The sequence below is a fragment of the Amycolatopsis antarctica genome (assembly GCF_002262875.1).
Taxonomy (GTDB): Bacteria; Actinomycetota; Actinomycetes; order Mycobacteriales; family Pseudonocardiaceae; genus Amycolatopsis; species Amycolatopsis antarctica.
Genome location: NZ_NKYE01000002.1, coordinates 346,729 through 373,587, shown reverse-complemented (window position 1 = coordinate 373,587; position 26,859 = coordinate 346,729). Strand labels below are relative to the sequence as shown.

Genomic DNA, 26,859 nt, shown 5'->3' with positions numbered 1-26,859 from the left:
CTATCCCTGCTCCGCGCGCCGGTCCAGCTCGGCGACGATCTCCGGGCCGAGCTGTGTGACGTCGCCCGCCCCCATGGTGACCAGCAGGTCTCCCGGCCGCACCAGGTCGGCCGCGAGCAGGGCCGCCCGGTCGAACGCGGGCTCGTAGTGCACCCGCGCGCCGGTGATCCGGTCGGCGATGAGGGCACCGCTGACGCCGGGCTGTGGTTCCTCGCGGGCACCGTAGACGTCGAGCACCACGACCTCGTCGGCCAGCCCGAGCGCCTGCGCGAACTCGGCGGCGAAGGTGCTGGTGCGGGAGTACAGGTGCGGCTGGAACACCACGATCACCCGGCCCTCGCCCGCCGCCTGCCGGACGGCGCGGAGCTGGGCGTCCACCTCGGTGGGGTGGTGGGCGTAGTCGTCGTAGATCCGGACGTCACCGGAACGGCCCTTGAACTCGAACCGCCTGCGCACCCCGCCGAACGCGGCGAGACCTTCGATCAGCCCGTCCACCGGTGCGCCCAGTTCGACGCCGGCCAGCAGGGCCGCGACGGCGTTGAACGCCATGTGCTCGCCCGGCACGGCGACCTCGATCTCGATCTCCTTGCCGTCCAGGGAGATCGTCACGATCCCGCCCTCACCCCACGGCCGGTAGCCGAGGACGCGCGCGTCCCCCGGCCCCTCGACGGTGCGGCCGTAGCGGCGGATCCGCACGTCCGCGCCGACATCTCCGGCCAGTGCGGCCGCGTCGGCGTCGTCACCGCAGAGGATGAGCAGGCCGCCGGGCCGGACCCGGCGGGCGAACTCGCCGAACACGGCCACGTAGGCCTCGGCGGTGCCGTGGTGGTCGAGGTGGTCCGGCTCCACATTGGTCACCACGGCGACCGAGGGGGCGTAGCTGAGGAACGAGCCGTCGCTCTCGTCCGCCTCGGCGACGAACATGCCGCCTTCGCCGTGGTGGGCGTTGGCACCGGACTCGTTGAGATCACCGCCGATGGCGAACGAGGGATCGAGACGGCAGTGCTGCAGCGCGACCGTCAGCATCGAGGTGGTGGAGGTCTTGCCGTGAGTGCCGGCGATGGCCGCCACCCGGTGCCCCTCCATCAGTCCGGCGAGCGCCTCGGCCCGGTGCAGCACGGTGACCCCGCGTTCCCGCGCCGCGGCCAGCTCCGGGTTGACGTCCCTGATCGCGGTGGACACCACCACCGCCGACGGCCCCTCGGCGAACAGGTCCAGGTTCTCCGAACGCTGGCCGATCGCGATCTTCGCCCCCTGCGCGCGCAGCGACAGGAAAGCGCGTGAGTCCTTGGCGTCGGAGCCGGACACCGCGGCTCCCCTGGCCAGCAGGATGCGGGCGATGCCGCTCATCCCGGCGCCGCCGATTCCGATGAGATGCGCACGCCGCAACACCTCGGGAACGTCATTCATGTCCTGCACCCCGTCGTCCCGCGGTCCTGCCCGCAGCCCTGTCCGCGGCGACCGCGTCGAGCACGATCCCGGCCAACACCTCGTCGGCCTCGCGGTGGCCAAGGCCCACCGCTGCCGCACCCATTGTCTTCACCCGGCCGGCGTCGGTCACCAGCGGGAGCACCAGATCCCGGATCGACGAGGCGGTCAGGTCTGCGTCGTCGATCACGATGCCCGCCCCGGCGCCGATCGCGGGCTCCGCGTTGACGCCCTGCTCACCGTTGCCGTGCGGCAGCGGGACGAAGATCGCGGGCAGGCCGACGGCGGAGACCTCGGCGGCGGTCATCGCACCGGAACGGCACAGCACGACGTCGGCCGCGGCGTAGGCCAGGTCCATCCGGTCCAGGTAGGGCACGGGTACGTACGCGGGCCTGCCGGGGAACTCCTGTACCACCACGGTGTTCTTCGGGCCATGAGCATGCAACACGCCCACCCCCGCGGCGGCGAAGTCGCCCGCCGCCGCGGACACCGCGGTGTTGATCGAGCGGGCGCCCTGCGAACCGCCGAAGGCGAGCAGGGTCGGCGCCTCGGGGTCGAGGCCGAAGAACTCCCTGGCCTCGGCGCGCAGGGCGGCACGGTCCAGTGTGGTGATCGAGCGGCGCAGCGGGATGCCGACGACGCGCGCCCCGGCGAGCGGGGTGCCGGGTGCCGCCACCGCCACCTGCTCGGCGAAGCGGGCGCCGACCTTGTTGGCCAGGCCGGGACGCTTGTTCGCCTCGTGCACGACGATCGGCACCCGGCCGCGCGCCGCGAGGTAGGCGGGCAGCGCGACGTAGCCGCCGAAACCGACGACGACATCGGCACCGACCCGGTCGAGGACCTCGCGGGTACGGCGGACGGAGTCGCGGACCCTCAGCGGCAGACGGAGCAGATCCGGGGTCGGCTTGCGGGGCATCGGCACCGGCGGGATGAGCTCGAGTGGGTAGCCGCGCGCGGGCACCAGGGTGTTTTCCAGCCCGCGTTCGGTGCCCAGCGCGACGACCCGCGCGTCGGGCCGGAGCCGCATCACGGCGTCCGCGAGCGCCAGCGCGGGCTCGATGTGCCCCGCCGTGCCACCTCCGGCCACCACGACTGTCGGTGCCGCGCTCGACGCGGCTCGCTCCGTGTTCGTTGCCGGCTCGCTCACCAAGTTCCTCTCCGGTTCGACGTCCGCGACGTCCTGGCGGTGTTGCGTACTGGGGTGCCGCGTGCGGCCGTGCTGCCGCCGCGCGCGGTGGACCTGCGCCGGTCCGGTGCCGCGGCCGAGCGGGCGGTGCGCGGCGCGGGCCTGCGCCCGTTCGCGGCCCCGCTCCGTGCCGCGGGCCTGCGACCGGATTTACGGGCGGGCGGCCGGTACGGCTCGGGCGCGGGCAGCCGGAGCAGCCGCCCGAACTTACCGGGCCCCTGCGTGCGCAGTGCGGCCACCGCCTCCGGTTCGTGCCGGGCGCAGTTCGCCAGGATGCCGAACAGCATCATGGTCACCAGCAGCGAGGTACCGCCGTAGGAGATCAGCGGCAGGGTCACGCCGGTGACGGGCAGCAGCCCGACGACGTAACCGATGTTGATCGCCGCCTGCGCGACCAGCCAGGCGGTGAGCGTGCCGGCGAGGATGCGGATCCACGGGTCGAGGTTGCGGGTGGCGATGCGCAGCCCGACGACGGCCAGCAGGCCGAACAGGCCCATCACCGCCACGCAGCCGACCAGGCCGAGTTCCTCGCCGAGCAGGGCGAAGATGAAGTCGTGGTGGACGTTGGGCAGGTAGTTCCACTTCGAGGCGCCCTGGTTCAGTCCCTTGCCGAACAGGCCGCCGTCGGCGAGCGCGTAGAGCGCCTGGTTGGCCTGCAGCCCCTTGCCCTGCGGATCGGCCGAGGGATTGAGGAACGACAGCACCCGGTCGAGGCGGTACTGGTCGATCAGCGCCAGCACCAGTACGCCCAGCGCGGCGGCGCCGAGCAGCACGCCGAACAACCGCTTCGGGGCGCCGGCGAACCACAGCAGCGCCAGCAGCACCACCCCGAGGGTGACCGTGCCGCCGAGGTCCGGCTGCATCATCAGCAGGCCGAACATGAGCAGCGCCGCGGGCACCACCGGAACCAGCAGATGCCGCCACTGGTGCAGCACCGCGTGCTTGGTGACCAGGATGTGCGCGCCCCACATGGCCAGTGCGACCTTGGCGATCTCCACCGGCTGGAAGGAGTACCCGGCGACGTCGAACCAGCCCTTCGACCCGTAATGCTCGGTGCCCAGCGGGGTCAGCACCAGGACCAGCAGGCCCAGCCCCAGCACCATGGCGGTCGAGGACAGCGTCCGGAGCCTGCGCAGTGGCAGCCGCAGCGCCACCCAGAAGACCACCGAACCGAGCGCGACGAACACCAGGTGCTTGCGGAACAGGCTGTACGGCGAGGAGCCGGTGTTCAGCGACTCGACCGAGGATGCCGAGAGCACCATGACGATGCCGATCGTGGTGAGCAGCCCGCAGATGGCGAGGATCAGGTGGAACGAGGCCAGCGGCCGCGACAGCCAGGCCGTCAGCGCCACCCGCACGGCCGTCAGGCCGCGCGCCGGCCGCCGTCGTTCGGGCCGCTTCCGCCGGGGGGCCGGCGTTTCCGTCCGGCCGTCCCTGCCGCGCCTGTCCCTGTTCTGGTCAACCACCGTCACGATTCGGCTCCCCCGTGGCGAGGGCACGGACCGCGTCGGCGAAGGCGTCGCCCCGATGGGCGTAGTCGCGGAACATGTCCAGCGAGGCGGCGGCCGGGGCCAGCAGCACGACGTCACCCGGTCGTGCCATTGCGCTGGCCGCTCCCACTGCCGCAGTCATGGGGTCATCGTCACCCGGGAGCACCGTGTTGACCGGTACATCCGGCGCGTGTCGCGCAACAGCGGCGGCGATCACGCCGGAATCGACGCCGAGCAGCACCACCCCGCGCAGCCTGTCCGCCGTGGCGGCCACCAGTTCGTCGACCGAGGCCCCCTTGAGCATTCCGCCCGCGATCCACACCACGCCGGGATGCGCCAGCAGCGATCCCGCGGCGGCGTGCGGGTTGGTGGCCTTGGAGTCGTTGACGTAGCGGACGCCGCCGATCTCGGCCACCGGCACGGCCCGGTGCGCGCCGGGGCGGAAGGCACGCAGCCCCTCGGCGATCGCTGCGGGTGGCACGCCGTAGGCCCTGGCCAGTGCCGCGGCGGCGAGGGCGTTGGCGACGTTGTGCGGGCCCGCGGGGCGGACGTCGGGCAGTTGCGCGAGTTCCTCGGCGGTGGTGGCGGGATCGGCGACCAGGGCCCGGTCCACCAGCAGGTCCTCGACCACGCCGAACTGCCCGGGACGCGGGCTGTCCAGGGTGAAGGCCACCCGGCGGGCGCCTGGTCCGGCGTGCGTGCCGGCCAGGGCCGAGGACCACGGGTCGTCCGCGTTGGCGACGACCGTGCCGCTGCGTTCGTGCACCGTGCCCTTGTCTGCGGCGTAGGCCTCCATCGAACCGTGCCAGTCGATGTGGTCCTCGGCGAGGTTGAGCACGGCCGAGGCTCTCGGCGCGAGCGTGTTCGACCAGTGGAGCTGGAAACTGGACAGTTCCACGGCGAGCACCCGGTGCCCGGCGGCGACGGCGTCGGTCACCGCGTACCCGACGTTGCCGCAGGCCACCGCGTCCACGCCGGCCGCGCGCAGGATCGACTCCAGCATGCCGACGGTGGTGGTCTTGCCGTTGGTGCCGGTGACGGCGAGCCAGACCGGTGGTTCCGGGAGGGCTTCACCGATGCGCCAGGCCAGCTCCACGTCGCCGATGACCTCGACGCCGGCGGCGGCCGCCGCGACGAGCAGCGGCGAGCCGGGACGCCAGCCGGGGCTGGTGACGACCAGCTCGGTGCCCTCCGGCGGCTCGGTGAGGCCCGCGGCCGTCTCCACTCCGGGCGCCGCCAGCTCCGCGAGCCGTCCGGCGTCGCCGTCGGTCACGGTGACGTGCGCGCCCGCGGTGACCAGCGCGTCCGCCACCGACCGCCCGGTCACCCCGGCGCCCGCGACCAGTACCCGGCGTCCGGTGAGATCCATGACCGCTCAGCCTCCCGCGATGCCGAGCTGTTCGCTGTAGAACAGGCCGAGGCCGAACATGCAGCAGATGGCGGCGAGCAGCCAGAACCGGATGATGACCGTGGTCTCCGCCCAGCCCGCCAGTTCGAAGTGGTGGTGGAAGGGCGCCATCCGGAACAGTCGTTTCCGGGTGGTGCGGAAGACCGCGATCTGCGCGACCACCGAGACCATCTCGACGACGAACAGGCCGCCGATGACGATGGCGAGCAGTTCGGTGCGGGTGGTCATCGAGAGACCGGCGACGAGCCCGCCGAGGGCCAGTGATCCGGTGTCGCCCATGAAGATCTTGGCGGGTGCGGCGTTCCACCAGAGGAAGCCGATGCACGCGCCCGTCGCCGCCGCGGCCACCACGGCCAGGTCCAGCGGGTCGCGCACGTCGTAGCAGGCGGCCTGGGGCGTGACGCCGCAGTCGAGGCGGGCCTGCCAGAACGCGATCACCACGTACGTGCCGAGCACCATCGCCGAGGCGCCACCGGCGAGACCGTCGAGGCCGTCGGTGAAGTTGACCGCGTTCGACCACGCGGAGATCAGCAGGTAGCAGAAGATGATGAAGATGGGCACCGGGAAGAAGATCAGCGCCAGGTCCCGCACGTAGGACAGGTTCTGCGAGGCGGGCGTGAGCCCGCGGTCGTCGGCGAACTGCAGCACCAGCACCGCGAAGACGAGCGCGACGACGAGCTGCCCGACGAGCTTCGCCGTCTTGTTCAGGCCGAGGTTGCGCTGCTTGCGGATCTTGATGAAGTCGTCGAGGAAACCGACCACCCCCAGCGCGACGGCCAGGAACAGCACGATCAGCCCGGACGCCGTCGGCCCGGTGCTGGAGGAACCGCCGATCCAGTTGATCAGGTGCGCGGTGAAATAACCGATGACCAGTGCGGTGATGATCGCGACGCCGCCCATGGTGGGCGTGCCGCGCTTGGACTTGTGTCCCTGCGGTCCCTCTTCGCGGATCTCCTGGCCGAACCCCTGCTGGGAGAACACGCGGATGAGGTACGGGGTGAGCAGGATGGAGACGAGCAGGCCGACGGAGGCGGCGATCAGGATGCTGATCACGCGTCACCACCGTGACCGGTGCCGGAGTCCGCGAGCAGCGCGTCGGCCACCCGCCAGAGCTCGGCGACCTTGGACGCCTTGACGAGCACGACATCGTCCGGCCGGAGTTCGTCGCGCAGCAGCGCGACGGCGGCATCGGTGTCGGGTACCAGGACCGACTCCTCTCCCCAAGAACCTTCGTGGCATGCGCCCTGGTGCATCGGCGCGACGGCGGAATCACCGACCACGACGAGCCTGCTGATGTTCAGCCGGACCGCGAGGCGGCCGATCTCGTCGTGCGCGGTCACGCTATCTGCCCCGAGTTCGCCCATGACACCGAGTACCGCCCATGAGCGCCTGCCGCGGCTCATCGAGGCCAGGGTCTTCAGCGCGGCGCGCACGGACTCGGGGTTGGCGTTGTAGGAGTCGTTGAGCACCGTCAGGCCGTCGGCCCTGGTGCGCACGTCCATCCGGCGCTCGGACCGGCGCCGCACCGAGGACAGCCGGCGCGCGACGTCGGCGACCGGGGAACCGAGTTCGAGCGCCACGGCGGCGGCGGCCAGCGCGTTGCCGACGTGGTGCTCGCCGAACAGCGGCAGGTTGACGGCGGCCTCGCCCTGCGGGCAGACGAGCCGGAACGACGCGCGGGCCCGTTCGTCGAGCGTCACGTCCACGGCGCGCACCTCGGCCGCGGGGTTCTCCCCCACGCCGACCACCCGCGCTCGCGTGCGGGAGGCCATCGCGGCGACCAGCGGATCGTCGAGGTTGAGCACGGCGACTCCCTCGGCGGGCAGTGCCTCGACGAGTTCACCCTTCGTCTTCGCGATCCCGTCCCGGGAACCGAACTCACCGACGTGAGCACTGCCGACGTTGAGCACCACGCCGATCCGCGGCGGCGCCACGGCCGCCAGTTCGGCGATGTGGCCGGGCCCGCGCGCGGAGAGCTCCAGCACCAGGTGCCGGGTCGAGGCCTCGGCGCGCAGTGCGGTCCACGGATGGCCGAGCTCGTTGTTGAACGAGCCCGGCGGCGCCACCGTCGGGCCGAGAGGCTCCAGCAACTGGGCGATCAGGTCCTTGGTGGAGGTCTTGCCTGAGGAACCGGTGACGCCGACGACGGCGAGCCCGTCACGGGCGAGCACGGTGACCACGTGGCGGGCGAGCGCGCCCAGCGCGGCGAGCACGGCCGCGCCGGAACCGTCGGTGTCGCCGGTGAGCGCGACCGAACGCTCGTGCGCGGCGCCCTCGGCGAGCGGCGGCACGATGACGGCGGGGGCGTCGACCTCGCGGGCGGCCAGGACTCCCGCCGCACCCGCGGCGACCGCCCTGGCGGCGAAGGTGTGCCCGTCGACCTTCTCCCCCGGCAGGGCCACGAAGAGCCCGCCACCGGTGAGCGCCCTGGAGTCGAACTCGACGCCGCCGGTGACCCGGGTGGAGCCGTCGGTGCCGTGCAGCCTGCCGCCGACGATCTCGGCGATCTCGGCCATGGTCAGCGTGATCACGCGGTCACCTCGAGACGGTGGCGGATGGCGGTGGTGAGTTCGTCCCGGTCGGAGAACGGCTGCACCACACCGTGGACCTCCTGCCCGGTCTCGTGTCCCTTGCCGGCGACGAACACGACGTCGCCCTGGCCTGCGCGGCCCACGGCCTCGGCGATGGCCGTCCGCCGGTCGCCGATCTCCAGCAGTTCCCCGCCGAGGGACGGGCCGACCGCGCGCGCCCCGGTGAGCATGGCCGCGCGGATCGCGGCAGGCTCCTCGGTGCGCGGGTTGTCGTCGGTGACGATCAGCACGTCGCTGCCCCGGACGGCGGCGTCACCCATCATCGGCCGCTTGCCGGTGTCGCGGTCGCCGCCGCAGCCGAGCACGGTGATGATCCTGCCGCCGGTGCGGGCGCGCAGCGCCTCCAGCGCCTGCCCCACCGCGGCGGGTTTGTGGGCGTAGTCGACGACGGCGGTGAAGTCCTGGCCGAGGTAGACGCGCTCCATCCGGCCCGGCACCTCGACCGAGGCCAGCCCGGCGACGATCTGCTCCGCAGGCACGCCCGCGGCGTCGAGCACGGCGGCGGCGAGCAGCGCGTTGGCGACGTTGAACGCACCCGGCAGCGGCAGCGTGGCGGCGGCCGAGAGCCCGTCCGGGCCGTGCATCCGGAAGGCCTGTTCCCCGGTGGCGGTGACCGAGAGCCCGGTGGCCCGCCAGGTGGATTCGGTGTCCTGCTCGGTCGCCACGGTCACCGTGTGCGGGGTGACCAGCGCCTGCCCCCACGGGCTGTCCACGACGACGACCTCGGTGGTCGAGCGGCCGTCGAACAGCAGCGACTTGGCGGCGAAGTAGTCCTCCATGTCGCGGTGGAAGTCCAGGTGGTCCTGCGAGAGGTTGGTGAAGGCCCCGACGGCGAACCGGGTGCCGTTGACCCGGCCGAGGGAGAGCGCGTGGCTGGACACCTCCATCGGCACGTGCGTCACCCCCTGCTCGGCCATGACGGCGAGCAGGGCCTGCAGGTCCGGTGCCTCGGGCGTGGTGAACGCGCTGGCGATGCGCTCGCCCGCGATCCGGGTCTCGACGGTGCCGATCAGCCCGGTGGTCCGGCCCGCGGCGCGCAGGCCGGCCTCGATCAGGTAGGCGGTGGTCGTCTTGCCGGAGGTGCCGGTGACGCCGAGCACGGCCACCCGCAGCGAGGGTTCCCCGTAGATCCAGGCGGCCATCGGCCCGATCATGGCGCGCGGGTCGGGGTGCACCAGGATCGGCACGGAGGCCTCGCGCAGCGCCGGGCGCTCGGCCCCCGCCGGGTCGGTGAGCACGGCGGTGGCACCGGCCGCGATCGCGTCCGCGGCGAAGTCGGCGCCGTGCACGCGCGCACCCGGCAGCGCGGCGAACAGGTCGCCGGGGAGCACGTGCTGGGCGCGCAGCGTGGCACCGGTGACCGAGACCTCCTCGGCGTCGCGATCCGGCACGACGCGCGCGTCGGCGCGGGCGACCAGCGTCGTCAGGGGAACCGGTTCGATGCGGGCGGGGCGAGGTGGCGCGGCGACGAATTTCGCCGGGCTGTCCGGGACCGGCCCGCCAGACGGGGCCGACCCGTCGTTGTTGACAGACACAGGCGGGAGATTACCGGCGGGCTTCCCCGGCGGCGTGAGGCGGTACGGCATCTTCCGGATGTGACGTGGAGGATGCTGTCGGGCTGCGCGTGTGCGCACCGCTACCGACGGTGTGCCCCTCGCCGGGCCACTGCTGCCCGGGACCGCCGCCCCGGAGCCGCGACCCGCCCCGGCACGGGTCACCGGCGGTGCGGCGGATCAGGGCGTGTCGCGGGCGGTGATCGGGCGGAGCCTGCGCGGCCCGGTGTCCGGACGGGACGGGGTGGGGCCGAACGTCACGCGCGCGTTCGCCACGAACGCGCCCTGCGGCGAGGCGAGGACCGGGTCCAGGCTCAGCGAGCGCACCTCGGGCAGGTCCTCCGCGAGCGCCGCGACGCGCAGCACGATGTCCTGCAGGGCGGCCAGATCCGCGGGCTCGTCGCCGCGGTAGCCGGTGAGCAGCGGGGCCGTCCGGGGTTCCCGGATCAGCGTCGCCGCGTCCACGTCGGTGAGCGGCACGGCCCGGTACGCCCGGTCTCCCAGCAGGGTGCTCACCACACCGGAGAGACCGAAGGAGACGAGCGTGCCGAAGGACGGGTCGTCCTGCAGGCCGATCCGGCAGGACAGCCCCTTGGCCGCCATCCGCTGCACGTACACGTCCTCGGCCCCGGAGACCTCGCGCAGGGCGGCGTAGCTGGTGCGCACCGCGTCCTCGGACGTCAGGTCCAGGCGCACGCCCACCAGGTCCGGTCGGCCGCGCAGGCGTTCCTCCACGGCCTTGAGGGTCACCGGGTAGCCGAGTTCGGCCGCGGCCGCCACCGCGTCGGCGGCGGAGGAGACAACCCGGAAGGGCACGATCTCGATGCCGTAGCAGGACAACAACCGCAGCACGTCGCCGTCGGAGGCCACGACCTCGCCGCGCTCCGCCGGGGCGTCCGGGGCCGCCGCGTCCGGGCCCGCCAGTATCTCGCGGACGATGTCCTGCGCGTGTTCGGGATGCAGTCCGCCGGGGCGCACCAGAGTGCCCTGTGGACGGTCGCGCCAGGCGGCGTAGCGGATCACTCTGGCGAGCGAGTTCACCGCGCGCTCGGGGCTCGGGTAGGACGGGATGGATCCGGCCGCGGGCACGCCGTCCGGTGACAGCACCGCCAGTTCCGCGGGGACCCCCTCGGCGGCCAGGAACGTCGACACGATCGGCTTTCCCCGTTCGCCCTCCGTCCCGACGAGGGCCTCGCGCAGCGCCCGCGCGTAGCTGGTGCCGGGAATCGCCAGCGGGGGTACGAACACGACGACCAGAGCGTCCACTTCGGACGATGCGGAGGCCTCGCGCACGGCCGCCGCGAACTCGGCCGGCCCGGTCTGCGGGCCGAGGTCCACCGGATCGAACGCCAGCCGCAGTCCCTGTGCCCGCGCGGTGTCGGCGGCCAGCAGCCCGATGGCCGAGGAGTTGCCGACGATGCCGACCCGTGGCCCGGCGGGCAGTGGCTGGTGCGCGAGGACCAGCGCGGTGTCGAACAACTGCGCCAGGGACTCGACCCGGATGACGCCCGCCTGCTCGAACAGCGCCTGCACGCTCGCCTCGTCCACCTCGGCGGAGGTGGCGGCGAGCTGCGGCCGGACGGCGTGCCTACCGGACTTGACCGCGACGATCGGTTTCGAGCGGGCCAGCCTGCGCGCGAGCCTGGCGAACTTGCGCGGGTTGCCGAAGGATTCCAGGTAGAGCAGCACCACGTCGGTGTCCGGGTCGGTCTCCCAGTACTGGAGGAGATCGTTGCCGGAGACGTCGGCGCGGTTGCCCGCCGAGACGAAGGTCGACAGGCCCAGCCCGCGGGACTCGGCGTCGGCCAGGATCGCCGCGCCCAGTGCGCCCGACTGGCAGAAGAACCCGGTCCGTCCCCGGCCGGGCAGGCGGGGGGCCAGCGTGGCGTTGAGGCGGACCGAGTGCGCGGTGTTCAGCACGCCCAGCGCGTTCGGCCCGACCACGCGCATGCCGTGCGCGCGGGCCTCGCCGACCAGGCGCAGCTCGGCGTGCAGTCCGTGCGGGCCCGCCTCGGCGAAGCCGCCGGAGACGATCAGCAGGGTTTTCACGCCCTTCTCCAGTGCGCCGTCGAGCACGGACTCCACCGCCTCGGCGGGAACCGCGACCACGGCCAGGTCCACCGGCCCCGGAATGTCCACAACGGACGGATACGCCCGCACCCCGCGCACCGAGGAGTGCTCGGGGTTGACCGGGTAGACCGTCCCGGCGAAGTCGGCGGCGAGCAGGTGGGTCAGCACCGCGTAACCGATCTTGGTCGGATCGGTGGAGGCGCCGATGACGGCGACCGAGCGCGGATGGAGCAGGTTGTGCACGCTGCGCGCCTCGGCCGCCTGTTCCCGGGACCGGGCGACGGCCAGCGACTCGTCGGTGGGGTCGATGTCGAACTCCAGATGCAGCACACCCTCCTCGATCTCCCTGCTGACCTGGTAACCGGCGTCGCGGAAGACGCGCACCATGCCGGGGTTCTCGGCGAGCACCTCGGCGATGAACCGCCGTAGTCCCGATTCGGAGGCCGCCGCGGCGAGGTGTTCGAGCAGGATGGAGCCGAGACCGCGGCCCTGGTGGGCGTCGTCGACGACGAACGCCACCTCCGCCATGTCCCGCTCCCCCAGGCTCTCGTAGCGGCCGATGGCGACGATGTCGTCGCCGAGCAGGGCCGCGAACGCGACCCGGTCGTGGTGGTCGACGGTCGAGAACCGGTCGAGGTCGCGCTGCGGGATCCTCGGGTAGGCACCGAAGTAGCGCAGGTAACGGGTGCGTTCGGAGAGCCGTGAGTGCAGGGCGACCAGGCCCTCGGCGTCGTCCGGCACGACCGGTCGCAAGTGGACGGTCCCGCCGTCGGAGAGCAGGACGTCGGCTTCCCAGTGGCGCGGGTAGTCGAACGGATCGCGCGCGCCGTCCGCGCCACCCGGTCCGTCCGGCGTGGCGCCGGGCGCGGCCTCGGGCGTGTGGCCGGGAGCCGGGTCCGCGGGGTTCTCTGCCGGGTTCATGTCAGTCCCTCGGATCGTCCGGATCGAGACCGTGCAGGGGGAACACCGCGCGCCGGGTGTCGCGGATCGCGATGTCGACCGGATCGTCGGCACCGTCGCCCCATGGTTCGAATCCGGTCTCGGCGCCGTCGGTCATCGAGGTGGGGAGTTCGTGCCCGGGGGCCGCCTTGCCGACGGTGCGCAGCCAGCCGGAGGGCATCGAGGTGCCCTGCGCGACGTCCCGGTCGAGCACGGTGGCGAGCAGATGCGTCCACGAGCGCGGCACCACCCGGATGACCTGGTACCCGCCGCCGCCGACGGCCAGCCAGCGCCCGCCGGCGTGCTCGTCGGCCAGCGACCGCAGTGCCCGGTAGATCTCCCGATGGCCGTCCACGGACAGGGAGAGATCGGCGAGCGGGTCCTCGTCGTGGGAGTCGACGCCGCACTGGGTCACCAGGATCTGCGGACGGAACTCGCCGAGCAGCGAGGGCACGACGGCGTGGAAGGCGCGCAACCACCCGGGATCGCGGGTGTGCGGCGGCAGCGGCACGTTCACCGCGGTGCCCTCGGCCCGCCCGCCGCCGGTCTCGGCGGAGTACCCGGTGCCGGGCCACAGGGTGAACGGGTGCTGGTGCAGAGAGATGGTGAGCACGCGCGGGTCGTCGTAGAACGCGGTCTGCACCCCGTCGCCGTGGTGCACGTCGGTGTCCACATAGGCCACCCGGTCGAAACCGTTGTCCAGCAACCAGGAGATGGCCACCGAGCAGTCGTTGTAGACGCAGAAGCCGGAGGCGCTGGCCCGCATCGCGTGGTGCAGGCCGCCCGCGATGCCGACGGCGCGGGTCGCCTCCCCCGCCGCGATGGCCCGGGCGCCGAGCATCGTCGAGCCCACCACGAGCGAGGAGGCCTCGTGCATGCCGGAGAACACCGGGTTGTCGGTGGTGCCCAGGCCGTGCCCGGGGTCGCCGCCGGTCATCGGCGCCTGTTTCACCGCCTCGATGTACTCCCCGGCGTGCACGCGGTGCAGCTCGCGTTCCGATACCGCCTCGGGAACGAGCAGCGGCACCCCGTCCAGCACGCCGAGTTCGGTGGCCAGCCGGATCGTCAGCTCCAGCCGCACCGGATTGAAGGGATGCTCGCCGCCGAGGTCGTACCCCAGCAGCGAGGAGTCCCAGACGACGGCGGGGGTCGTCGCGCGCACTGTCATGGACGCTCCCGCACGGGCCGTTCGCTCATACGACCGACCCTAACCGCACCGGGCGCGGCGGGCCCGCGACACGAAGACCGTGCGGTTCGGGCAGGGCGGTTCGGGCAGGGCGGGCGGGGTGCCCCGCGAATGCCGGTGCGCCGGTGGCTCAGCCGGGGAGTTCGCCGGTCGCCACGGGACGCTGCGGGTCGGCCGACCACTGCGACCAGGAGCCCGGGTAGAGCGCGGCGGTCTCCCGCCCGGCGACCTCGACGGCCAGCACGACCGATGCGGCGGTGACACCGCTGCCGCAGTAGGCACCGACCGGGACCCCTGGCGCGACGCCGGCGTCGGCGAGGATCGCGGCCAGCTCGGCCGGGGGGAGCCAGCGCCCGTCCGGACCGGTGTGCGCGGCGAAGGGTGCGCTGCGAGCACCCGGGATGTGCCCGGCGCGGGAGTCGAGCGGCTCGGTCTCGCCGCGGTAGCGCTCGCCCGCCCTGGCGTCGAGCAGGACTCCCTCGCGGGCGAGTGCGGCGGCGCCGTCGGCGTCGACGACGGGCATGCCGCCGGGACACACGTCCACATCGCCGGGTTCCGGTTCCGGCACGGTGTCGGTCACCGGGCGGTTCTCCGCCGTCCACGCGGCGAATCCACCGTCGAGCACGGCGACCTCGGTGTGCCCGGCCCAGCGGAGCAGCCACCACGCGCGGGCGGCGACGGAACCGTCCGCGTCGTCGTAGACCACCACCGGACGGTCGCGGCGCACGCCCGCCCGGCGCAGGCTCGCCCGCAGCGCGCCGGGTTCGGGCAACGGATGCCTGCCGCCCGTGCCGGGTTCGGCCGCGAGATCGCGGTCCAGATCGAGGTACACGGCGCCGGGCAGGTGCGCGCCAGCGTACGACTCGGCCCCGGACGGACCGTCCCTGCGCCAGCGCACGTCGAGTACGACGGGGCGGCGCCCGTCCGTGTCCAGTGCGGCGGCGAGCTGTTCGGTGCTGATCAAGGGATCCACCGGGCCATCTTCGCGCCGGCCCGGGAGAACGCGGGAGCCGGGGGACTTTTCCCCGTACCGGCGTCGTTACCGCCCGCATGGTCCGGCCGCGGGTGGCGAGCGACTAGGATGTACTTCGCGGACGAAGGGGACAGGCGTGAACGATCTCATCGACACCACCGAGATGTACTTGCGCACGATTTACGACCTCGAGGAAGAGGGGATCGTGCCGCTGCGCGCGCGGATCGCGGAGCGGCTGCAGCAGAGCGGGCCGACCGTGAGCCAGACGGTCGCGCGAATGGAGCGCGACGGACTGGTCATCGTGGCCGACGACCGCCACCTGCAGCTCACCGAGCACGGCCGGGAACTCGCGGTGGCCGTGATGCGCAAGCACCGGCTGGCCGAACGGCTCCTGGTCGATGTCATCGGGCTCGAGTGGGAACAGGTCCACACCGAGGCCTGCCGCTGGGAGCACGTGATGAGCGAGGCCGTGGAACGCAAGCTGGTGACGCTGCTCGGGCACCCGACCACCTCCCCGTACGGCAATCCGATCCCGGGTTTGGAGAAGCTGGGCGAGGGAACAGAGCCCGCGCCCGCCATCGAGACCGGCCTGGTCCGGCTCGACGAGTTCGCCCGCGCCGGTGGCGGCGAGGTCGAGATCCGGCGGATCGCCGAGCACGTGCAGATCGACGAGGCGCTGATGACCGAGCTCAAGTCCGCCGGCGTGGTTCCCGGTGGCATGGTGCGGATCGGCAGGGCGAACGGTTCCGGCGCCACGGTCGAGGTGACCGGATCGGGCAGCACGGTCCGGGTCGCCACCTCGGCCCTGCACGCGGTGCTGGCGCAGGCACGGTGACCCAGGCGGCGACCGCGGTCGCGGCATTCCGCGACCTGCACGGTGCTCCCCCGGCCGGAGTGTGGGCGGCTCCCGGACGAGTGAACCTGATCGGCGAGCACACCGACTACAACGACGGTTTCGTGCTGCCGTTCGCGCTGCCGCACCGGATCGCCGCTGCCGCGGGCCGGCGGGACGACGGGATGCTCACCGTCGCGACGGTCGGCTCCGACGGCAAGCTGCAGCGGATCACCCCGGTGGCGATCGCGGATCTGGAACCCGGTGGCGTATCCGGCTGGGGCGCGTATCCGGCCGGGGTCGCATGGGCACTGCGGGACGAGGGTGTCTCCGGTGGTGCCGACCTGGTGCTCGCCGGCGACGTGCCGACCGGTGCGGGCCTGTCGTCCTCGGCCGCCCTTGAGTGCGCGGTCGCCCTGGCGCTGCTGGGGCTGGCCGGGTACGGCGAGCCGGACGCGGCCCGGCGGGTGGAGATCGCGCGGCTCGCGCAGCGGGCGGAGAACGATTTCGTCGGCGCCCCAACCGGTGTGCTCGACCAGACCGCGTCGATGTGCTGTGTCGAGGGCAATGTGCTGTTCCTCGACGTCCGCTCCGGGGAGAGCGAGCAGGTTCCCTTCGACACCGCCGAGGACGACCTCCGGATCCTGGTGATCGACACCAGGGCCAAGCACAGCCACAGCGAATCCGGTTACGGAGAACGGCGCCGGGGTACGGAAAGGGCCGCGGACCTGCTCGGGGTGAAGTCGCTGCGCGAGATCACCCCGGAGGGGCTCGATGCCGCGATGGCTACCCTGCCCGCCGAACTCGGCCCCCTCGTGCGGCACGTGGTCACCGAGAACCAGCGCGTCCTCGACGTGGTCGCGTCGCTGCGCGCGGGCCGGGTCGCCGACATCGGCCCGTCGCTGAACGCCTCGCACGCCAGCCTGCGCGACGACTACCGGGTGTCCGCCGTGGAGCTCGACCTCGCCGTCGAGGCCGCGCTGGAGGCCGGTGCGCTCGGCGCCCGGATGACCGGCGGCGGGTTCGGTGGCTCGGCCATCGCGCTGATCCGCTCCGGCGACCAGCAGGCGGTCGAGTCGGCGGTCGGCAGCCGGTACGTGCGGGAGCACCTGCCCGCCCCGCGGTTCTTCCTGGCCGTGCCCGCGGCGGGCGCCGGGCGGGTCTGAGGCACTCCTCGCCCGCGCCGCCGGGACCTCCTTGCCGCTCCGGTCGCCGCGGGGTACAGACTGTGTGCCCGACCACCCCGCCGCGTGCCGACTCGGTACCCGACATCGCGGCACCCCCATCGTGCGGGAATCACGCAGGAGAGGCCCGGATCCGACCATGACCGAGAACGAACGCACCGCCATGAAACTGGTCGTCACCGGCGGAGCCGGGTATGTCGGCAGTGTCTGCGCCGCCCGGCTGATCGAGGCCGGGCACGAGGTCGTTGTGGTGGACGACCTGTCCACCGGGCACGCCGACGCGGTTCCCGGCGGTGCCCGTTTCATCGAGGGTGACGCCGCGGAGACCGCGGAAACCCTTCTGGGAGAAGGATTCGACGGCGTCCTGCACTTCGCGGCGAAGTCACTCGTGGGCGAGTCGATGCAGGACCCCGGCAAGTATTGGAACGGCAACGTCGTCACCTCGCTTCGCCTGCTGGACGCGATGCGTGTGCACGGCACACCCCGTCTGGTGTTCTCCTCCACCGCCGCCACCTACGGCGAACCGGACAGCTCGCCGATCCCGGAGAGCGCGGCGACGCGCCCCACCAATACCTACGGCGCCTCGAAGCTCGCCATCGACCACGCCATCACCTCCTACGCACGGGCGCACGGGCTGGCGGCGGTCAGCCTGCGCTACTTCAACGTCGCCGGGGCCTACGGCGCCTACGGCGAACGCCACGCCACCGAAACCCACCTGATCCCGATCGTTCTGCAGGTCGCCACCGGTGATCGCGAGCAGGTGCAGATCTACGGCGAGGACTACCCGACCGAGGACGGCACCGCCGTCCGCGACTACATCCACGTCGTCGACCTCGCCGATGCCCACCAGCTCGCGCTGGCGGGCGCCGCCGCCGGGGAACACCGCATCTACAACCTCGGCAACGGCACCGGATTCTCGGTACGCCAGGTCATCGAGGCCTGCCGGGAGGTGACCGGTCACCCGATCCCGGCCGCGGTGGCTCCCCGTCGCGAGGGCGACCCGGCGGCACTCGTCGCCGCTGCCGGACGGGCACGCGAGGAACTCGGCTGGACACCGGAGCGGGCCGATCTCGCCGGGATCGTCGGCGACGCGTGGCGATTCACCCAGAGCCGTCGCGGGGCAACGGCACCGCGCTGATCTCCGGACCCGACAGCCATTCGACCGCCTGGTCCTCGCCCCGGCCGAGCTGTTCGAGCCGTTTCGGCAGCATGTGGTGATCGAGCGCCCGGAACAGCAGCCCGGCGAGCACGTGGCCGGGGTCGGCGGTCAGCGCGTTCTCCAGTGCCATCCCGGCCAGTGCGCCGTCGCCGCGCATGTACGCGGAGAACCCGAGCAGGCAGGCCGGGTGGGCACGCTCGGGCCGCGGAGTGGCCCGGACCAGTGCCAGCCAGAGACGCTCCGCCACCCGGGCCGCGTCGGAACCGGCCGGGAGCGCGAGAGTGAGGCAGGCGTCGCGGACGCGCGGACGGGAGACGGCGAGCGCGAGGGCCACCACCTCCTCGTCGTCTGAGAGCACGACCTCGCCGGGTCCGCGCAGGTAACGGCGGACCAGCGCACAGGCCCGGTGGATCTCGGCGTCGGAATCGGGGTCGGTGCCCGCCGCGGCGTCGGCCGCGGCGTCCAGCAACGCGGAACGCCTGCCGAGCGTGTCCTCATCCACCGGGTCCAGCAGGCTCGCCATGGCCTCCCTGCTGCCGAAGGTGACCACACCGACCGTGGCGGAGGCCGCCGCCAGTGCGGTCGTCGCCGGATCGGGCAGCAGACCCGCGCAACCGGGGTCGGTGTCGCAGGCCCATGCCGCGCCGGCCGCGATGTCCGGCACTCGCAGGACGTGCAGCAGGCGCAGTCCGGTATCGCGGAGCACCGAGGCCAGCGCCGCGACGACGCGGGCGCCGGGCCGCTCCTGCTCTGCCACACGGCCCCCGACGATCGCCAGGGTCGCCCCGGTGGCCCCGTCGGCGAGCAGGGCGCCCATCAGCCGGGCGGCGAGGTCTCGTTCGCAGCCCGCCGGTGGCAGATCGGCGCGGGCCACGGCGCCGATCGTGCGCGCTGCCGGGCCACGGTGACCGATCAGCACCACCGAGTTGGACGGGCGGAAGCCGAGCAGGTGCGGGATTCCGGCGAGGAGCTGCCCCGGGTCGCGAAGGTCGACGCGCAGCCGGCCGGAAGTCGTGGAAGTGGTCATGTGATCGACCGTGCCGGGCCTGCCCGGCCCGTGGGGTGGTCACGGCGGATCTGTGGATGGTTCGGCGCGCCGGGGACAACTCACGCGACGTCGTCCACCGGCGGCGGCGACTGTCGGTGGGATGGTCTACCGTGACCCGCCCGCCATCGGTGTCCGGCCCACCGGTCGGGCGGGCCGGACACCGCACGTCGCCGGGAGGTCAGCCGCAGTGTTCGAACGGGCTGGTGTACGACTCGTCGCCCACCGAGCCGCCCCACTTGACGCAGGTGGCGCCCGCGGCCTTCTTCACCGGGCCCGCGTAGTACCCGAAGTCCCCGGAGTCGGTCACGCGGGCGCTGCCCTGGACCTCGAGGAAGGCTGAGGCCGCGCTCTCCTTGCCCAGTGACACGGCCTTCAGGGTGGTCACGCAGTTCGCCTTGGTCGAGGCGTTGTACAGCAGGTACGCGGTGCCCGCGGAGCCCAGCTTGTGCGAGTTGATCACCGTGAAGCCGGAACCGCACACCTCGGTGGCCGAGTACGGGTTGCCGCCGCAGTTGTTCTTGCTGGTGAAGTCGGTGTGTCCGTTGTACGGCACCGCCACACCGTGCAGCGTGGCCTTCTGCGCCGTGCCGTTGAGCCGCTCCTCGAAATGCAGGTGCGGACCGGTCACACCGCCGGTGGCCCCCGCGGTGCCGAGCTGCTTGCCGGTCGACACCGAGTCGCCGACCGAGACCGACTGGCTGTTCAGGTGGGCGTACCGGGTGGTCCACCCGCCGCCGTGGTCGACCTCGACCCAGCGCCCGTAGCTGGTGTTCCCCTCGTTGGCCACCCGCGAGACGGTGCCGGACGCGGAGGCGAGCACCGGCATCCCGGTGATGCCGGACTTCTGGAAGTCCACCGAGTTGGCGGGACTGTGCCCGCTGAAGGTCGCGGCGGTGACCGTGGTGCCACAGGCGAAGGGCACCTGGAAATTGGGAGCCGCGGACGCGGTGGACTGTCCGGCCACGAGCAGGCCGAGTGCGGGGAGCACCGCCGCCGCGGCAACGGCCACAATTCTTCGCCAGGTCGTCATCGTTACCTCCGGAATGACTGCAGGGGGTAAGGATGTAAGCACGAAACGACGGTTCGAAAATACCTTTTCGCGCAATATTCCGGTGAAATGTTTCCGCACCGAAACCGGGCGGGAAAACCGTTCAACCGCGATTGGGACGGGTGGAGCATCGGCGTGCTCCACCCGTCCCAACAGCGGGCGGGGACCGGATCAGAACGCCGACCGCAGGCTCTCGGCGCCGCCGACCACCGGCAGTGTCACCGCGGTCTTCGTCAGGTCCACGGACAAACCCGCCCCGGGGTCGGGCCGCAGGGTGTAGTCGTGGTCGCTGGAGGCCACCATGAACTCCAGCCGGTGCCCGGCGGCCAGCACGTAGTCCTTCGGCTGGAGTTCGAACCCGATGGCGTAGCTCGTACCGGGTTCGATCGGCTCCGTGGTGGCCGGGTCGGACCGGTTCTGCGGATCGGTCCAGCCGCGGGTGATCACCTTCGAGGTGCCGTCCGGCGCGCGGTCCAGCAGCACGCCGGTGACGTTCGCCGCGGGCCGGTCGAACGCCACGGCCAGGTCCACGACCGGGGTTCCGCTCAACCGCACCGGTTCACTGGCTGCGGTCGTGGAGTAGGCGAGGCGGTTACCCGAGGAGGGGAGGTCCGCGAGCTGCTCGACGGTCTTGCCCGCGTCGTCGGCGAGCCGTTCCACCGTGGACGCCCCGGGTACGGCGTCCCGCACGTCGATGGTGCCCTTGCCGCCACCCCCCGGCCACGGATACACGGTCGCGTCCTCGGCTCCCGGGGCCGGCCAGTCCGGTTCGTCGGCCCAGGACATGTCCTCCCGCTGCACGGTGGAACGCGGCTCGTCCTCGACGCCGTTGTCCTGGCCGAACAGGTAGTGCGAGTACCAGCGGTTCAGGGTGGAGAGCCACTCGTCCTTGCGCAGCGACAGCGGGTCGGTGTGACCCGACTGGTGCAACCAGATCTTGCGCTGGACGCCCTGCTCCCCCAGTGCCGCGTACCAGCGGGCGACCTGGCCGGTGGTGACGTTCCAGTCGTTGAGGCCGTGCACGGCCAGCACGGAGGCCCTCACCCCGCCGACGTCGTCGAGGTAGTTGCGCTCCGCCCAGAACGGGCTGTAGTCGCCGGTGACACGGTCCTGGTCCGCGGCCACCTCCGCGATGACGGGCGCGCACACCTCCCGGTCGGCCCGGGTGTGCACGTACTCGGCCAGCACGTCGGCGTCCTCACCCTGATAACCACCGGGCGCGACGACGGCACCGTCCTCGCGGTAGTAGTCGTACCAGCTCGAGATCGCCGCGATGGGAACGATCGTCTCCAGCCCCTCGACGCCGGTGGTGGCGACGGCGTTGGGCAGCGTGCCGTTGTAGGAGACGCCCTGCATCGCGGTCCTGCCCGTGGTCCACTCCGCGGGCACCGGGGTGCCGCCGGCGTCGTGCGCGGGCAGGCGGCCGTTGAGCCAGTCGATGACGGAGCGGGCGCCTACGGTCTCGTTCTCCCCGCCGGTGGTCGGGCAGCCGGTGGACTGGCCGCTGCCGAGGGATTCCCCGTACACCACGGCGAAACCGCGGGAGACGAAGTACTCCTCGTACTGCCAGGTGATCGGTTCGGCCCTCGGCCCCGCGCCCTCGACCGCGCCGACGGAGGAGGTGCGCGTTCCGTCCGCGCGCCGGGCCGGGGCCGCGGCACCGGGATCGTGCAGCTCGACGTCGACGTTGTGGTTCGGCACGTCGTTGCCGCCCGCGTAGTAGGGGCTGGCCTGGTAGACGACGGGCACCTTCATGCCCCGCTCCGTCGCCGCCGGCCGAACGATCTCGACGTGCACCTTGTCGTGGACGCCGTCGTGGTCGCTGTCCACCGGGGCGTCGACCCACAGGCTCTCCCGCACGACATCGGCGGGGTCGAACACCGGCTGCGCCTCACCGTTGTCGAAGACGGGCGCGGGCGGCGGATCCGCCTGGGCGCCGGTGGCGGCGAGTGGCAATGCCACGGCGGCGGCGATCAGGGCGGCGAAACGCTTGGCTCTCACAGAACCCACCTCAGGTGAGAAGGAACGAACGAAATGACCCTTCCCGGACGGTGCGGGCATGTCAAGGAATTCCCTACCGACGCAGGTATCGGTGACCCACCATTTCCGTGGAACGAGAAAAAATGCGAAACCTCGCCGGGATCGCAACAATCCGGAGAGCCTGGTCGTTGTGTGGTGTATGAAGCGCCGATCCTCGGTTCAGACGCTGTGCGGCACCGGCCTTGCCGTGGCGGTGCTGGCACTGACGGTGGCGGCCGCGCCGGAGGGCTGCGCGGAGCCGGTCACCCCGCCCGCCGCCGCGGCCACGCTGCCGGGTCCATCGGCCGCCCCGCAACCCGGCACCGGAGCGGCCGGTACCGCGGAGTCCGGCGCCCCGGAGACCCTCGCTCCGGCGGAGTTCGACGGTGCCGCGCTCGCCGAGGCGGTGGGCGCAGCCGTACGGGGCCGAGTGCCGGGCACCGAGTTCGGCCTGCACTTGCACGATCGGCTGAGCGGGACCACCGTGGCCTCGGCGGGTGCGGAGCGGCCGTTCTACACAGCCTCGGTGGTGAAACTGCTGATCGCGGTGGATCGCATCCGGGACGCGGGGTGGCGGCTGCCGGAGGCCGAGCGTGCCGGGCTGACCGCGATGCTCGCCGGCAGCTCCGACGGGGTCGCCTCCGCGTGGTGGGATCCGACCGTGCTGGACCCCGCGCTCGGCGACCTGATCGGCCTGCGGGAGACCACGCCGCCCCGGCGGGACGCCGACTGGGAACTGACCAGGATGAGCGCCCGCGACGTGAGCGCGGCCTACGAGTTCATCGCCGGCGGTCTGCCCGCGGAGGCGAGCGCGTTCACCCTGGACACGCTGTCCGGGGCCACCGATCCGGCCGCCGACGGCTTCGCTCAGTACTTCGGCATCCCGGATGCCCTGCCGGGCACACCGTGGGCGGTGAAGCAGGGGTGGATGCGGGTGGCGGACGGTCTGGTACTGAACACGACCGGACTTGCCGGGCCCGATCTGCGATACGTGGTGGTGCTGCTGACCGAGCAGCCCGCGGGTACCTCATATGCGGCGGGGCGGGCGGCCGTCACGGCCGGGATCGGTGCGCTGGCACCGATCCTGACCGCGGCGGCCCGCTGACCGCTCGCCCGGTCAGCCCTGGGCGATGTACGCCTCGAGCTGCTCCCGGCTCTCCTCCAGCTCACCGAGCCGGGTCTTGACCACGTCACCGATGCTGACGATCCCGGCCAGCGTCCCGTCGACGAGCACAGGCACGTGGCGGATGCGGCGTTGCGTCATCAGGGCGCTCAGGTCGTCGACGGAGTCCTCGGGGGTGCAGGTGGTGACGTCGGTGGTCATGATGTCGGCGACCCGCCGGGACAGCAGCGCCGGCCCGTGCTCGTGCAGGCCGCGCACGACGTCGCGTTCGGACACGATGCCCTCGACCCCGTTCTCGCCCGCGACCACCAGCGCACCAACGTTCCGTTCGGCGAGCTGGCCCAGCAGTTCGGTCACGGAGGACTCGCGTCCCACCGTCGCCACGGTCGCGCCCTTGGTCCGCAGTACATCGGCAATCCGCATGTGACTCCTTCCGGCAGCGTGATCTGGTTCACATCAGATTAGTCGCCGGGCGGGCACCGGGGAAAGCCGCGAATGCCGGTTTCCGGCGGCGCGCAGGTCAGGCGTCCTCCCGGGTGGCGCCGAGCACGTGGCCGGGGTCCACGTGGGTGCACTCTCACGGATGCGCGCCGCGTGTCCGTACACCCTTCCCGCCCCGCACGACGCGCTCGATCGGCTGGCACCCGTGCCCCGGGAACGGCCAGACTGGCGGCATGACCGACACGAAGCACACCGACGGCGACGATCCGCACCTCTGGCTGGAGGACGTCACCGGCGACCGGGCGCTCGACTGGGTGCGAGCACGCAACGCCGAGACCGTCACCGAACTGACCGGCGGCGCGGACTTCGGCGAGTTGCGCGACCGTGTGCGCGAGGTGCTCGATTCCGACGGCCGGATCCCGTATCCGCGCAGGCGCGGGGACCACCTCTACAACGTCTGGCAGGACGCCGAGAATCCGCGCGGGTTGTGGCGGCGGACGACGCTGGAGAGTTACCGGGACGAGGCGCCGGAGTGGCAGGTGCTGATCGACGTCGACGCGCTCGCCGAGACGGAGGGCGAGAACTGGGTGTGGGAGGGCGCCCGGGTGCTCGAGCCGGGTTTCCGGCACGCCCTGGTCGAGCTGTCCCGCGGCGGCGCCGACGCGAGTGTGGTGCGCGAGTTCGACATGGAGACGCTGGAGTTCGTTCCCGGCGGCTTCGTCCTGCCCGAGGCGAAATCGTCCATCGACTGGATCGACGAGGACCGGGTCTACGTCGGCACCGATTTCGGCGAAGGATCCATGACCTCGTCCGGCTATCCGCGACTGGTGAAGGAGTGGCGGCGCGGTACGCCGCTCGCCGAGGCGGTGACGGTGTTCGAGGGCAAGACCGAGGACGTCGCGGTGCAGGGCTCGCACGACTCCACGCAGGGGTACGAGCGAGACTTCGTCGTCCGGGCGATCGACTTCTACCGGTCCGAGCACCTGCTGCGTACCCCCGAGGGGCTGACCCGCGTCGACCTGCCCGAGGACGCCGCCGTATCGGCGCACCGCGACTGGATGCTGATCCGCACCCGCTCGCCGTGGCGGGTGGGCGGGCGGGAACACCCGGCCGGGGCGCTGCTGGCCGCCCGGTTCGACGACTACCTGGCGGGCAGGCGCGAGCTGGTCACGCTGTTCACCCCGGACGCGCACACCTCCCTCGACTACTACACCTGGACCTGGGACCACGTGCTGCTCGGCACCCTCGAGGACGTGAAGACGCGGCTGCGAGTACTCACGCCGCGCGCAGACGGGACGTGGAGCGACGAACCGATGCCCGGCATACCGGACGTCGGGGTGGTGAACGTGATCGGCACCGATGCCGATCACAGCAACGAGTTCTTCCTGAACGTGAGCGGCTACACCCAGCCCTCGACCCTGCTGCGCGGGCAGGTGGGCGAGGAACTCGAGGTACTCAAGCAGGCGCCCTCCTTCTTCGACGCGGACGGGATCGGCGCCGAGCAGCATTTCGCCACCTCGGCGGACGGCACCGCCATCCCCTACTTCGTGGTGGGCAGGAGAACCGACCGCCCGGGACCGACGTTGCTCACCGGTTACGGCGGTTTCGAGATCTCCCTGACTCCCTCGTACAGCGGGGTCACCGGCCGTGGCTGGCTCGGCCGCGGCGGCACCTACGTGGTGGCGAACCTGCGCGGCGGCGGCGAGTACGGACCGCAGTGGCACGCCGGCGCGGTCAAGGAGAACCGGGTGAAGGTGTACGAGGACTTCGCCGCGGTCGCGGCCGATCTGGTGGAGCGCGGCATCACCACCCCCGACCGGCTCGGCATCCAGGGAGGCAGCAACGGCGGTCTGCTGATGGGGGTGATGCTCACCCGGTACCCGGAGCGTTTCGGTGCCATCGTCAGCCAGGTTCCGTTGCTGGACATGAAGCGATACCACAAGCTGCTGGCCGGAGCCTCGTGGATGGCGGAGTACGGCGACCCCGACGTCGAGCGGGAATGGGCCTACCTGCGCGAGTACTCGCCGTACCACAACGTCCACAGTGGACGGTACTATCCGCCCTCGCTGTTCGTGACCTCCACCAGGGACGACCGGGTGCACCCCGCACATGCCCGGAAGATGGTCGCGCGCATGCGGGAACAGGAGCACGACGTCCGCTACCACGAGAACATCGAGGGCGGGCACGGCGCCGCGGCCGACAACGAGCAGCTCGCGTTCAAGTGGGCGCTGGTGTTCGAGTTCCTCTGGCGCCACCTCGGCTGTTGACCGCTTCCCGGCCGGCTTCAGGCACGGCTTCCGGTACGGGTTCCGCGGGCCGCATCGCGCTCCCGGCGGAACCCCGTACCGGGTCAGGGCCAGGCGAGCAGCACGGGCAGGGCGGCGCCTCCGGAATCCAGTCCCGTGCCGTCGTCGCGGCCGGCCAGCCAGGCGGTGATCCCGGCCAGCGGCCCGCGCACGGTCACCGGCTCGCCCTCACCGAGGTCCCACCGCTGCCGGGCGTCGGCGGGGGCGAGCAGCAGCCGCGCCCCCGCCGGCACCCGCGGCCGGAGGAACTCGACGACGTGGGCGCAGAAGTCGGCGGACCACTCGCCGGGCTCGTAGCCGATGTCGGCGTCCGCGGTGTGGATCTCTATTTCCCGCCACACACAGAACGCCGTCGCGAGCAGGTTCGAATCGCGGTACCGCACCGCGGCGGACCAGTCACCCGGCTCCAGTTCCGCCCATGCGGTCGCGAGCCGCTCGTTCGCCGCGAAGACCGCGGACCTCAGGGCGGCGGCGGGACGGCCCGCGTTCGCTTCGATCGCGGCGTCCCGGCCGGGGCGTCCGCCGTCGTAGACCTCGACCAGCTCGCCGCGCCGGGCGTACTCGGCCTGGCGGGCGAAAGCCACCACGACCTGTTCGAGATGGGTCAGCACGTGTCCGCGCGTCCAGCCCGGTAGCCGGGACGCGGACCTGGCCGCGTCCTCGTCGAGTCCATCCAGCAGCAGCGCCAGACGCGCCTGCCCGGTGGTCACTTCGGTCACCACATCGGCAACCTGCATGTCGATACTCCTTGCCCCCTGGGCCTCCGCGTCGCGCGGAGGCCGCGCCGGCGCCTGGCCGGACGCCGGTTCGACAGTCCTGTGTGGACTGATGTGGTCAGCCACGGAGATTCCGTGGAACGTCGCGAGGCCCCGGGT

20 protein-coding genes are annotated in these 26,859 nt (G+C 72.4%); 5 read left to right on the top strand and 15 right to left on the bottom strand.

What is annotated here, in order from left to right; genetic code table 11:
• The 10 genes from murC to CFN78_RS05100 all read right to left on the bottom strand — a co-directional run bounded on the left by murC (position 1) and on the right by CFN78_RS05100 (position 14,824).
• Entirely contained in the window at positions 1-1,410 is a 1,410-nt protein-coding gene (gene murC / locus CFN78_RS05145) for a UDP-N-acetylmuramate--L-alanine ligase (protein ID WP_094861402.1), read from the bottom strand.
• On the bottom strand, positions 1,403-2,575 hold the full coding sequence (gene murG / locus CFN78_RS05140) for an undecaprenyldiphospho-muramoylpentapeptide beta-N-acetylglucosaminyltransferase (RefSeq protein WP_094861401.1): 1,173 nt from the start codon (positions 2,573-2,575) through the stop codon (positions 1,403-1,405). The genes murC and murG overlap by 8 nt, the downstream gene beginning before the upstream one ends.
• Positions 2,572-4,086 (bottom strand): putative lipid II flippase FtsW, encoded by a 1,515-nt coding sequence (ftsW, locus tag CFN78_RS05135; protein WP_094861400.1) that lies wholly within the window; start codon positions 4,084-4,086, stop codon positions 2,572-2,574. Before ftsW ends, murG begins: the two co-directional genes overlap by 4 nt.
• Positions 4,073-5,473, bottom strand: a complete 1,401-nt coding sequence (gene murD / locus CFN78_RS05130; RefSeq protein ID WP_094861399.1) for a UDP-N-acetylmuramoyl-L-alanine--D-glutamate ligase — start codon at positions 5,471-5,473, stop codon at positions 4,073-4,075. The genes ftsW and murD overlap by 14 nt, the downstream gene beginning before the upstream one ends.
• 6 nt (positions 5,474-5,479) lie before the next feature.
• Positions 5,480-6,565 (bottom strand): phospho-N-acetylmuramoyl-pentapeptide-transferase, encoded by a 1,086-nt coding sequence (mraY, locus tag CFN78_RS05125; protein ID WP_094861398.1) that lies wholly within the window; start codon positions 6,563-6,565, stop codon positions 5,480-5,482.
• The gene (locus CFN78_RS05120) at positions 6,562-8,043 is read right to left on the bottom strand and encodes a UDP-N-acetylmuramoyl-tripeptide--D-alanyl-D-alanine ligase (RefSeq protein WP_094861397.1); all 1,482 of its coding nucleotides are present in this window, start codon (positions 8,041-8,043) and stop codon (positions 6,562-6,564) included. The genes mraY and CFN78_RS05120 overlap by 4 nt, the downstream gene beginning before the upstream one ends.
• Positions 8,040-9,638, bottom strand: coding sequence for a UDP-N-acetylmuramoyl-L-alanyl-D-glutamate--2,6-diaminopimelate ligase (locus tag CFN78_RS05115; RefSeq protein ID WP_240519268.1), 1,599 nt, complete (start codon positions 9,636-9,638; stop codon positions 8,040-8,042). The genes CFN78_RS05120 and CFN78_RS05115 overlap by 4 nt, the downstream gene beginning before the upstream one ends.
• Before the next feature lie 198 nt (positions 9,639-9,836).
• Positions 9,837-12,647, bottom strand: coding sequence for a bifunctional acetate--CoA ligase family protein/GNAT family N-acetyltransferase (locus tag CFN78_RS05110; RefSeq protein ID WP_094861395.1), 2,811 nt, complete (start codon positions 12,645-12,647; stop codon positions 9,837-9,839).
• Between the two features lies 1 nt (position 12,648).
• The gene (locus tag CFN78_RS05105) at positions 12,649-13,833 is read right to left on the bottom strand and encodes an acetoin utilization protein AcuC (RefSeq protein ID WP_094861394.1); all 1,185 of its coding nucleotides are present in this window, start codon (positions 13,831-13,833) and stop codon (positions 12,649-12,651) included.
• A 148-nt stretch (positions 13,834-13,981) separates the two neighbouring features.
• Complete coding sequence (locus tag CFN78_RS05100) at positions 13,982-14,824, bottom strand: sulfurtransferase (protein WP_094861393.1); 843 nt, start codon at positions 14,822-14,824, stop codon at positions 13,982-13,984.
• A gap of 136 nt (positions 14,825-14,960) precedes the next feature.
• On the opposite strand from CFN78_RS05100, the gene CFN78_RS05095 reads away from it, so the two are divergent.
• From CFN78_RS05095 to galE, 3 genes are all read left to right on the top strand, one after another.
• Positions 14,961-15,659 carry an iron-dependent transcriptional repressor DtxR gene (locus CFN78_RS05095; RefSeq protein WP_094861392.1) on the top strand — a complete coding sequence of 233 codons (699 nt, stop codon included), beginning with the start codon at positions 14,961-14,963 and terminating at the stop codon, positions 15,657-15,659.
• Positions 15,656-16,822 (top strand): galactokinase, encoded by a 1,167-nt coding sequence (gene galK / locus CFN78_RS05090; RefSeq protein ID WP_094861391.1) that lies wholly within the window; start codon positions 15,656-15,658, stop codon positions 16,820-16,822. Before CFN78_RS05095 ends, galK begins: the two co-directional genes overlap by 4 nt.
• A 157-nt stretch (positions 16,823-16,979) precedes the next feature.
• On the top strand, positions 16,980-17,978 hold the full coding sequence (galE, locus tag CFN78_RS05085) for a UDP-glucose 4-epimerase GalE (protein ID WP_094861390.1): 999 nt from the start codon (positions 16,980-16,982) through the stop codon (positions 17,976-17,978).
• On the opposite strand, the gene CFN78_RS05080 is transcribed toward galE, so the two are convergent.
• The 3 genes from CFN78_RS05080 to CFN78_RS05070 all read right to left on the bottom strand — a co-directional run bounded on the left by CFN78_RS05080 (position 17,941) and on the right by CFN78_RS05070 (position 22,096).
• Positions 17,941-19,026, bottom strand: a complete 1,086-nt coding sequence (locus CFN78_RS05080) for a DUF4192 domain-containing protein (protein WP_094861389.1) — start codon at positions 19,024-19,026, stop codon at positions 17,941-17,943. The genes galE and CFN78_RS05080 overlap by 38 nt on opposite strands.
• Positions 19,027-19,225: 199 nt before the next feature.
• On the bottom strand, positions 19,226-20,077 hold the full coding sequence (locus tag CFN78_RS05075; protein WP_094861388.1) for a M23 family metallopeptidase: 852 nt from the start codon (positions 20,075-20,077) through the stop codon (positions 19,226-19,228).
• A gap of 189 nt (positions 20,078-20,266) precedes the next feature.
• Positions 20,267-22,096, bottom strand: coding sequence for a Xaa-Pro dipeptidyl-peptidase (locus CFN78_RS05070; protein WP_240519267.1), 1,830 nt, complete (start codon positions 22,094-22,096; stop codon positions 20,267-20,269).
• Between the two features lie 178 nt (positions 22,097-22,274).
• Between CFN78_RS05070 and CFN78_RS05065 the strand changes: the two genes are divergently transcribed.
• A complete protein-coding gene (locus tag CFN78_RS05065; RefSeq protein WP_094861386.1) occupies positions 22,275-23,219 on the top strand; it encodes a hypothetical protein in 945 nt (314 codons plus the stop codon).
• A gap of 12 nt (positions 23,220-23,231) precedes the next feature.
• Here the strand turns inward: CFN78_RS05065 and CFN78_RS05060 are convergent, their stop codons facing one another.
• Complete coding sequence (locus CFN78_RS05060) at positions 23,232-23,660, bottom strand: CBS domain-containing protein (protein WP_094861385.1); 429 nt, start codon at positions 23,658-23,660, stop codon at positions 23,232-23,234.
• Between the two features lie 251 nt (positions 23,661-23,911).
• Between CFN78_RS05060 and CFN78_RS05055 the strand changes: the two genes are divergently transcribed.
• A complete protein-coding gene (locus tag CFN78_RS05055; RefSeq protein ID WP_094861384.1) occupies positions 23,912-25,945 on the top strand; it encodes a prolyl oligopeptidase family serine peptidase in 2,034 nt (677 codons plus the stop codon).
• A gap of 83 nt (positions 25,946-26,028) precedes the next feature.
• Here the strand turns inward: CFN78_RS05055 and CFN78_RS05050 are convergent, their stop codons facing one another.
• Complete coding sequence (locus CFN78_RS05050; RefSeq protein ID WP_094861383.1) at positions 26,029-26,721, bottom strand: maleylpyruvate isomerase family mycothiol-dependent enzyme; 693 nt, start codon at positions 26,719-26,721, stop codon at positions 26,029-26,031.
• Positions 26,722-26,859 lie beyond the last annotated feature (138 nt).

Excerpts from the sequence above, each read along its gene's own strand:
- murC (WP_094861402.1), bottom strand. The coding sequence starts at position 1,410 with ATGAATGACGTTCCCGAGGTGTTGCGGCGTGCGCATCTCATCGGAATC.
- murD (WP_094861399.1), bottom strand. The coding sequence starts at position 5,473 with ATGGATCTCACCGGACGCCGGGTACTGGTCGCGGGCGCCGGGGTGACC.
- CFN78_RS05110 (WP_094861395.1), bottom strand. The coding sequence starts at position 12,647 with ATGAACCCGGCAGAGAACCCCGCGGACCCGGCTCCCGGCCACACGCCC.
- CFN78_RS05105 (WP_094861394.1), bottom strand. The coding sequence starts at position 13,833 with ATGACAGTGCGCGCGACGACCCCCGCCGTCGTCTGGGACTCCTCGCTG.
- galE (WP_094861390.1), top strand. The coding sequence starts at position 16,980 with ATGACCGAGAACGAACGCACCGCCATGAAACTGGTCGTCACCGGCGGA.
- CFN78_RS05080 (WP_094861389.1), bottom strand. The coding sequence starts at position 19,026 with ATGACCACTTCCACGACTTCCGGCCGGCTGCGCGTCGACCTTCGCGAC.
- CFN78_RS05075 (WP_094861388.1), bottom strand. The coding sequence starts at position 20,077 with ATGACGACCTGGCGAAGAATTGTGGCCGTTGCCGCGGCGGCGGTGCTC.
- CFN78_RS05065 (WP_094861386.1), top strand. The coding sequence starts at position 22,275 with ATGAAGCGCCGATCCTCGGTTCAGACGCTGTGCGGCACCGGCCTTGCC.
- CFN78_RS05060 (WP_094861385.1), bottom strand. The coding sequence starts at position 23,660 with ATGCGGATTGCCGATGTACTGCGGACCAAGGGCGCGACCGTGGCGACG.
- CFN78_RS05055 (WP_094861384.1), top strand. The coding sequence starts at position 23,912 with ATGACCGACACGAAGCACACCGACGGCGACGATCCGCACCTCTGGCTG.
- CFN78_RS05050 (WP_094861383.1), bottom strand. The coding sequence starts at position 26,721 with ATGCAGGTTGCCGATGTGGTGACCGAAGTGACCACCGGGCAGGCGCGT.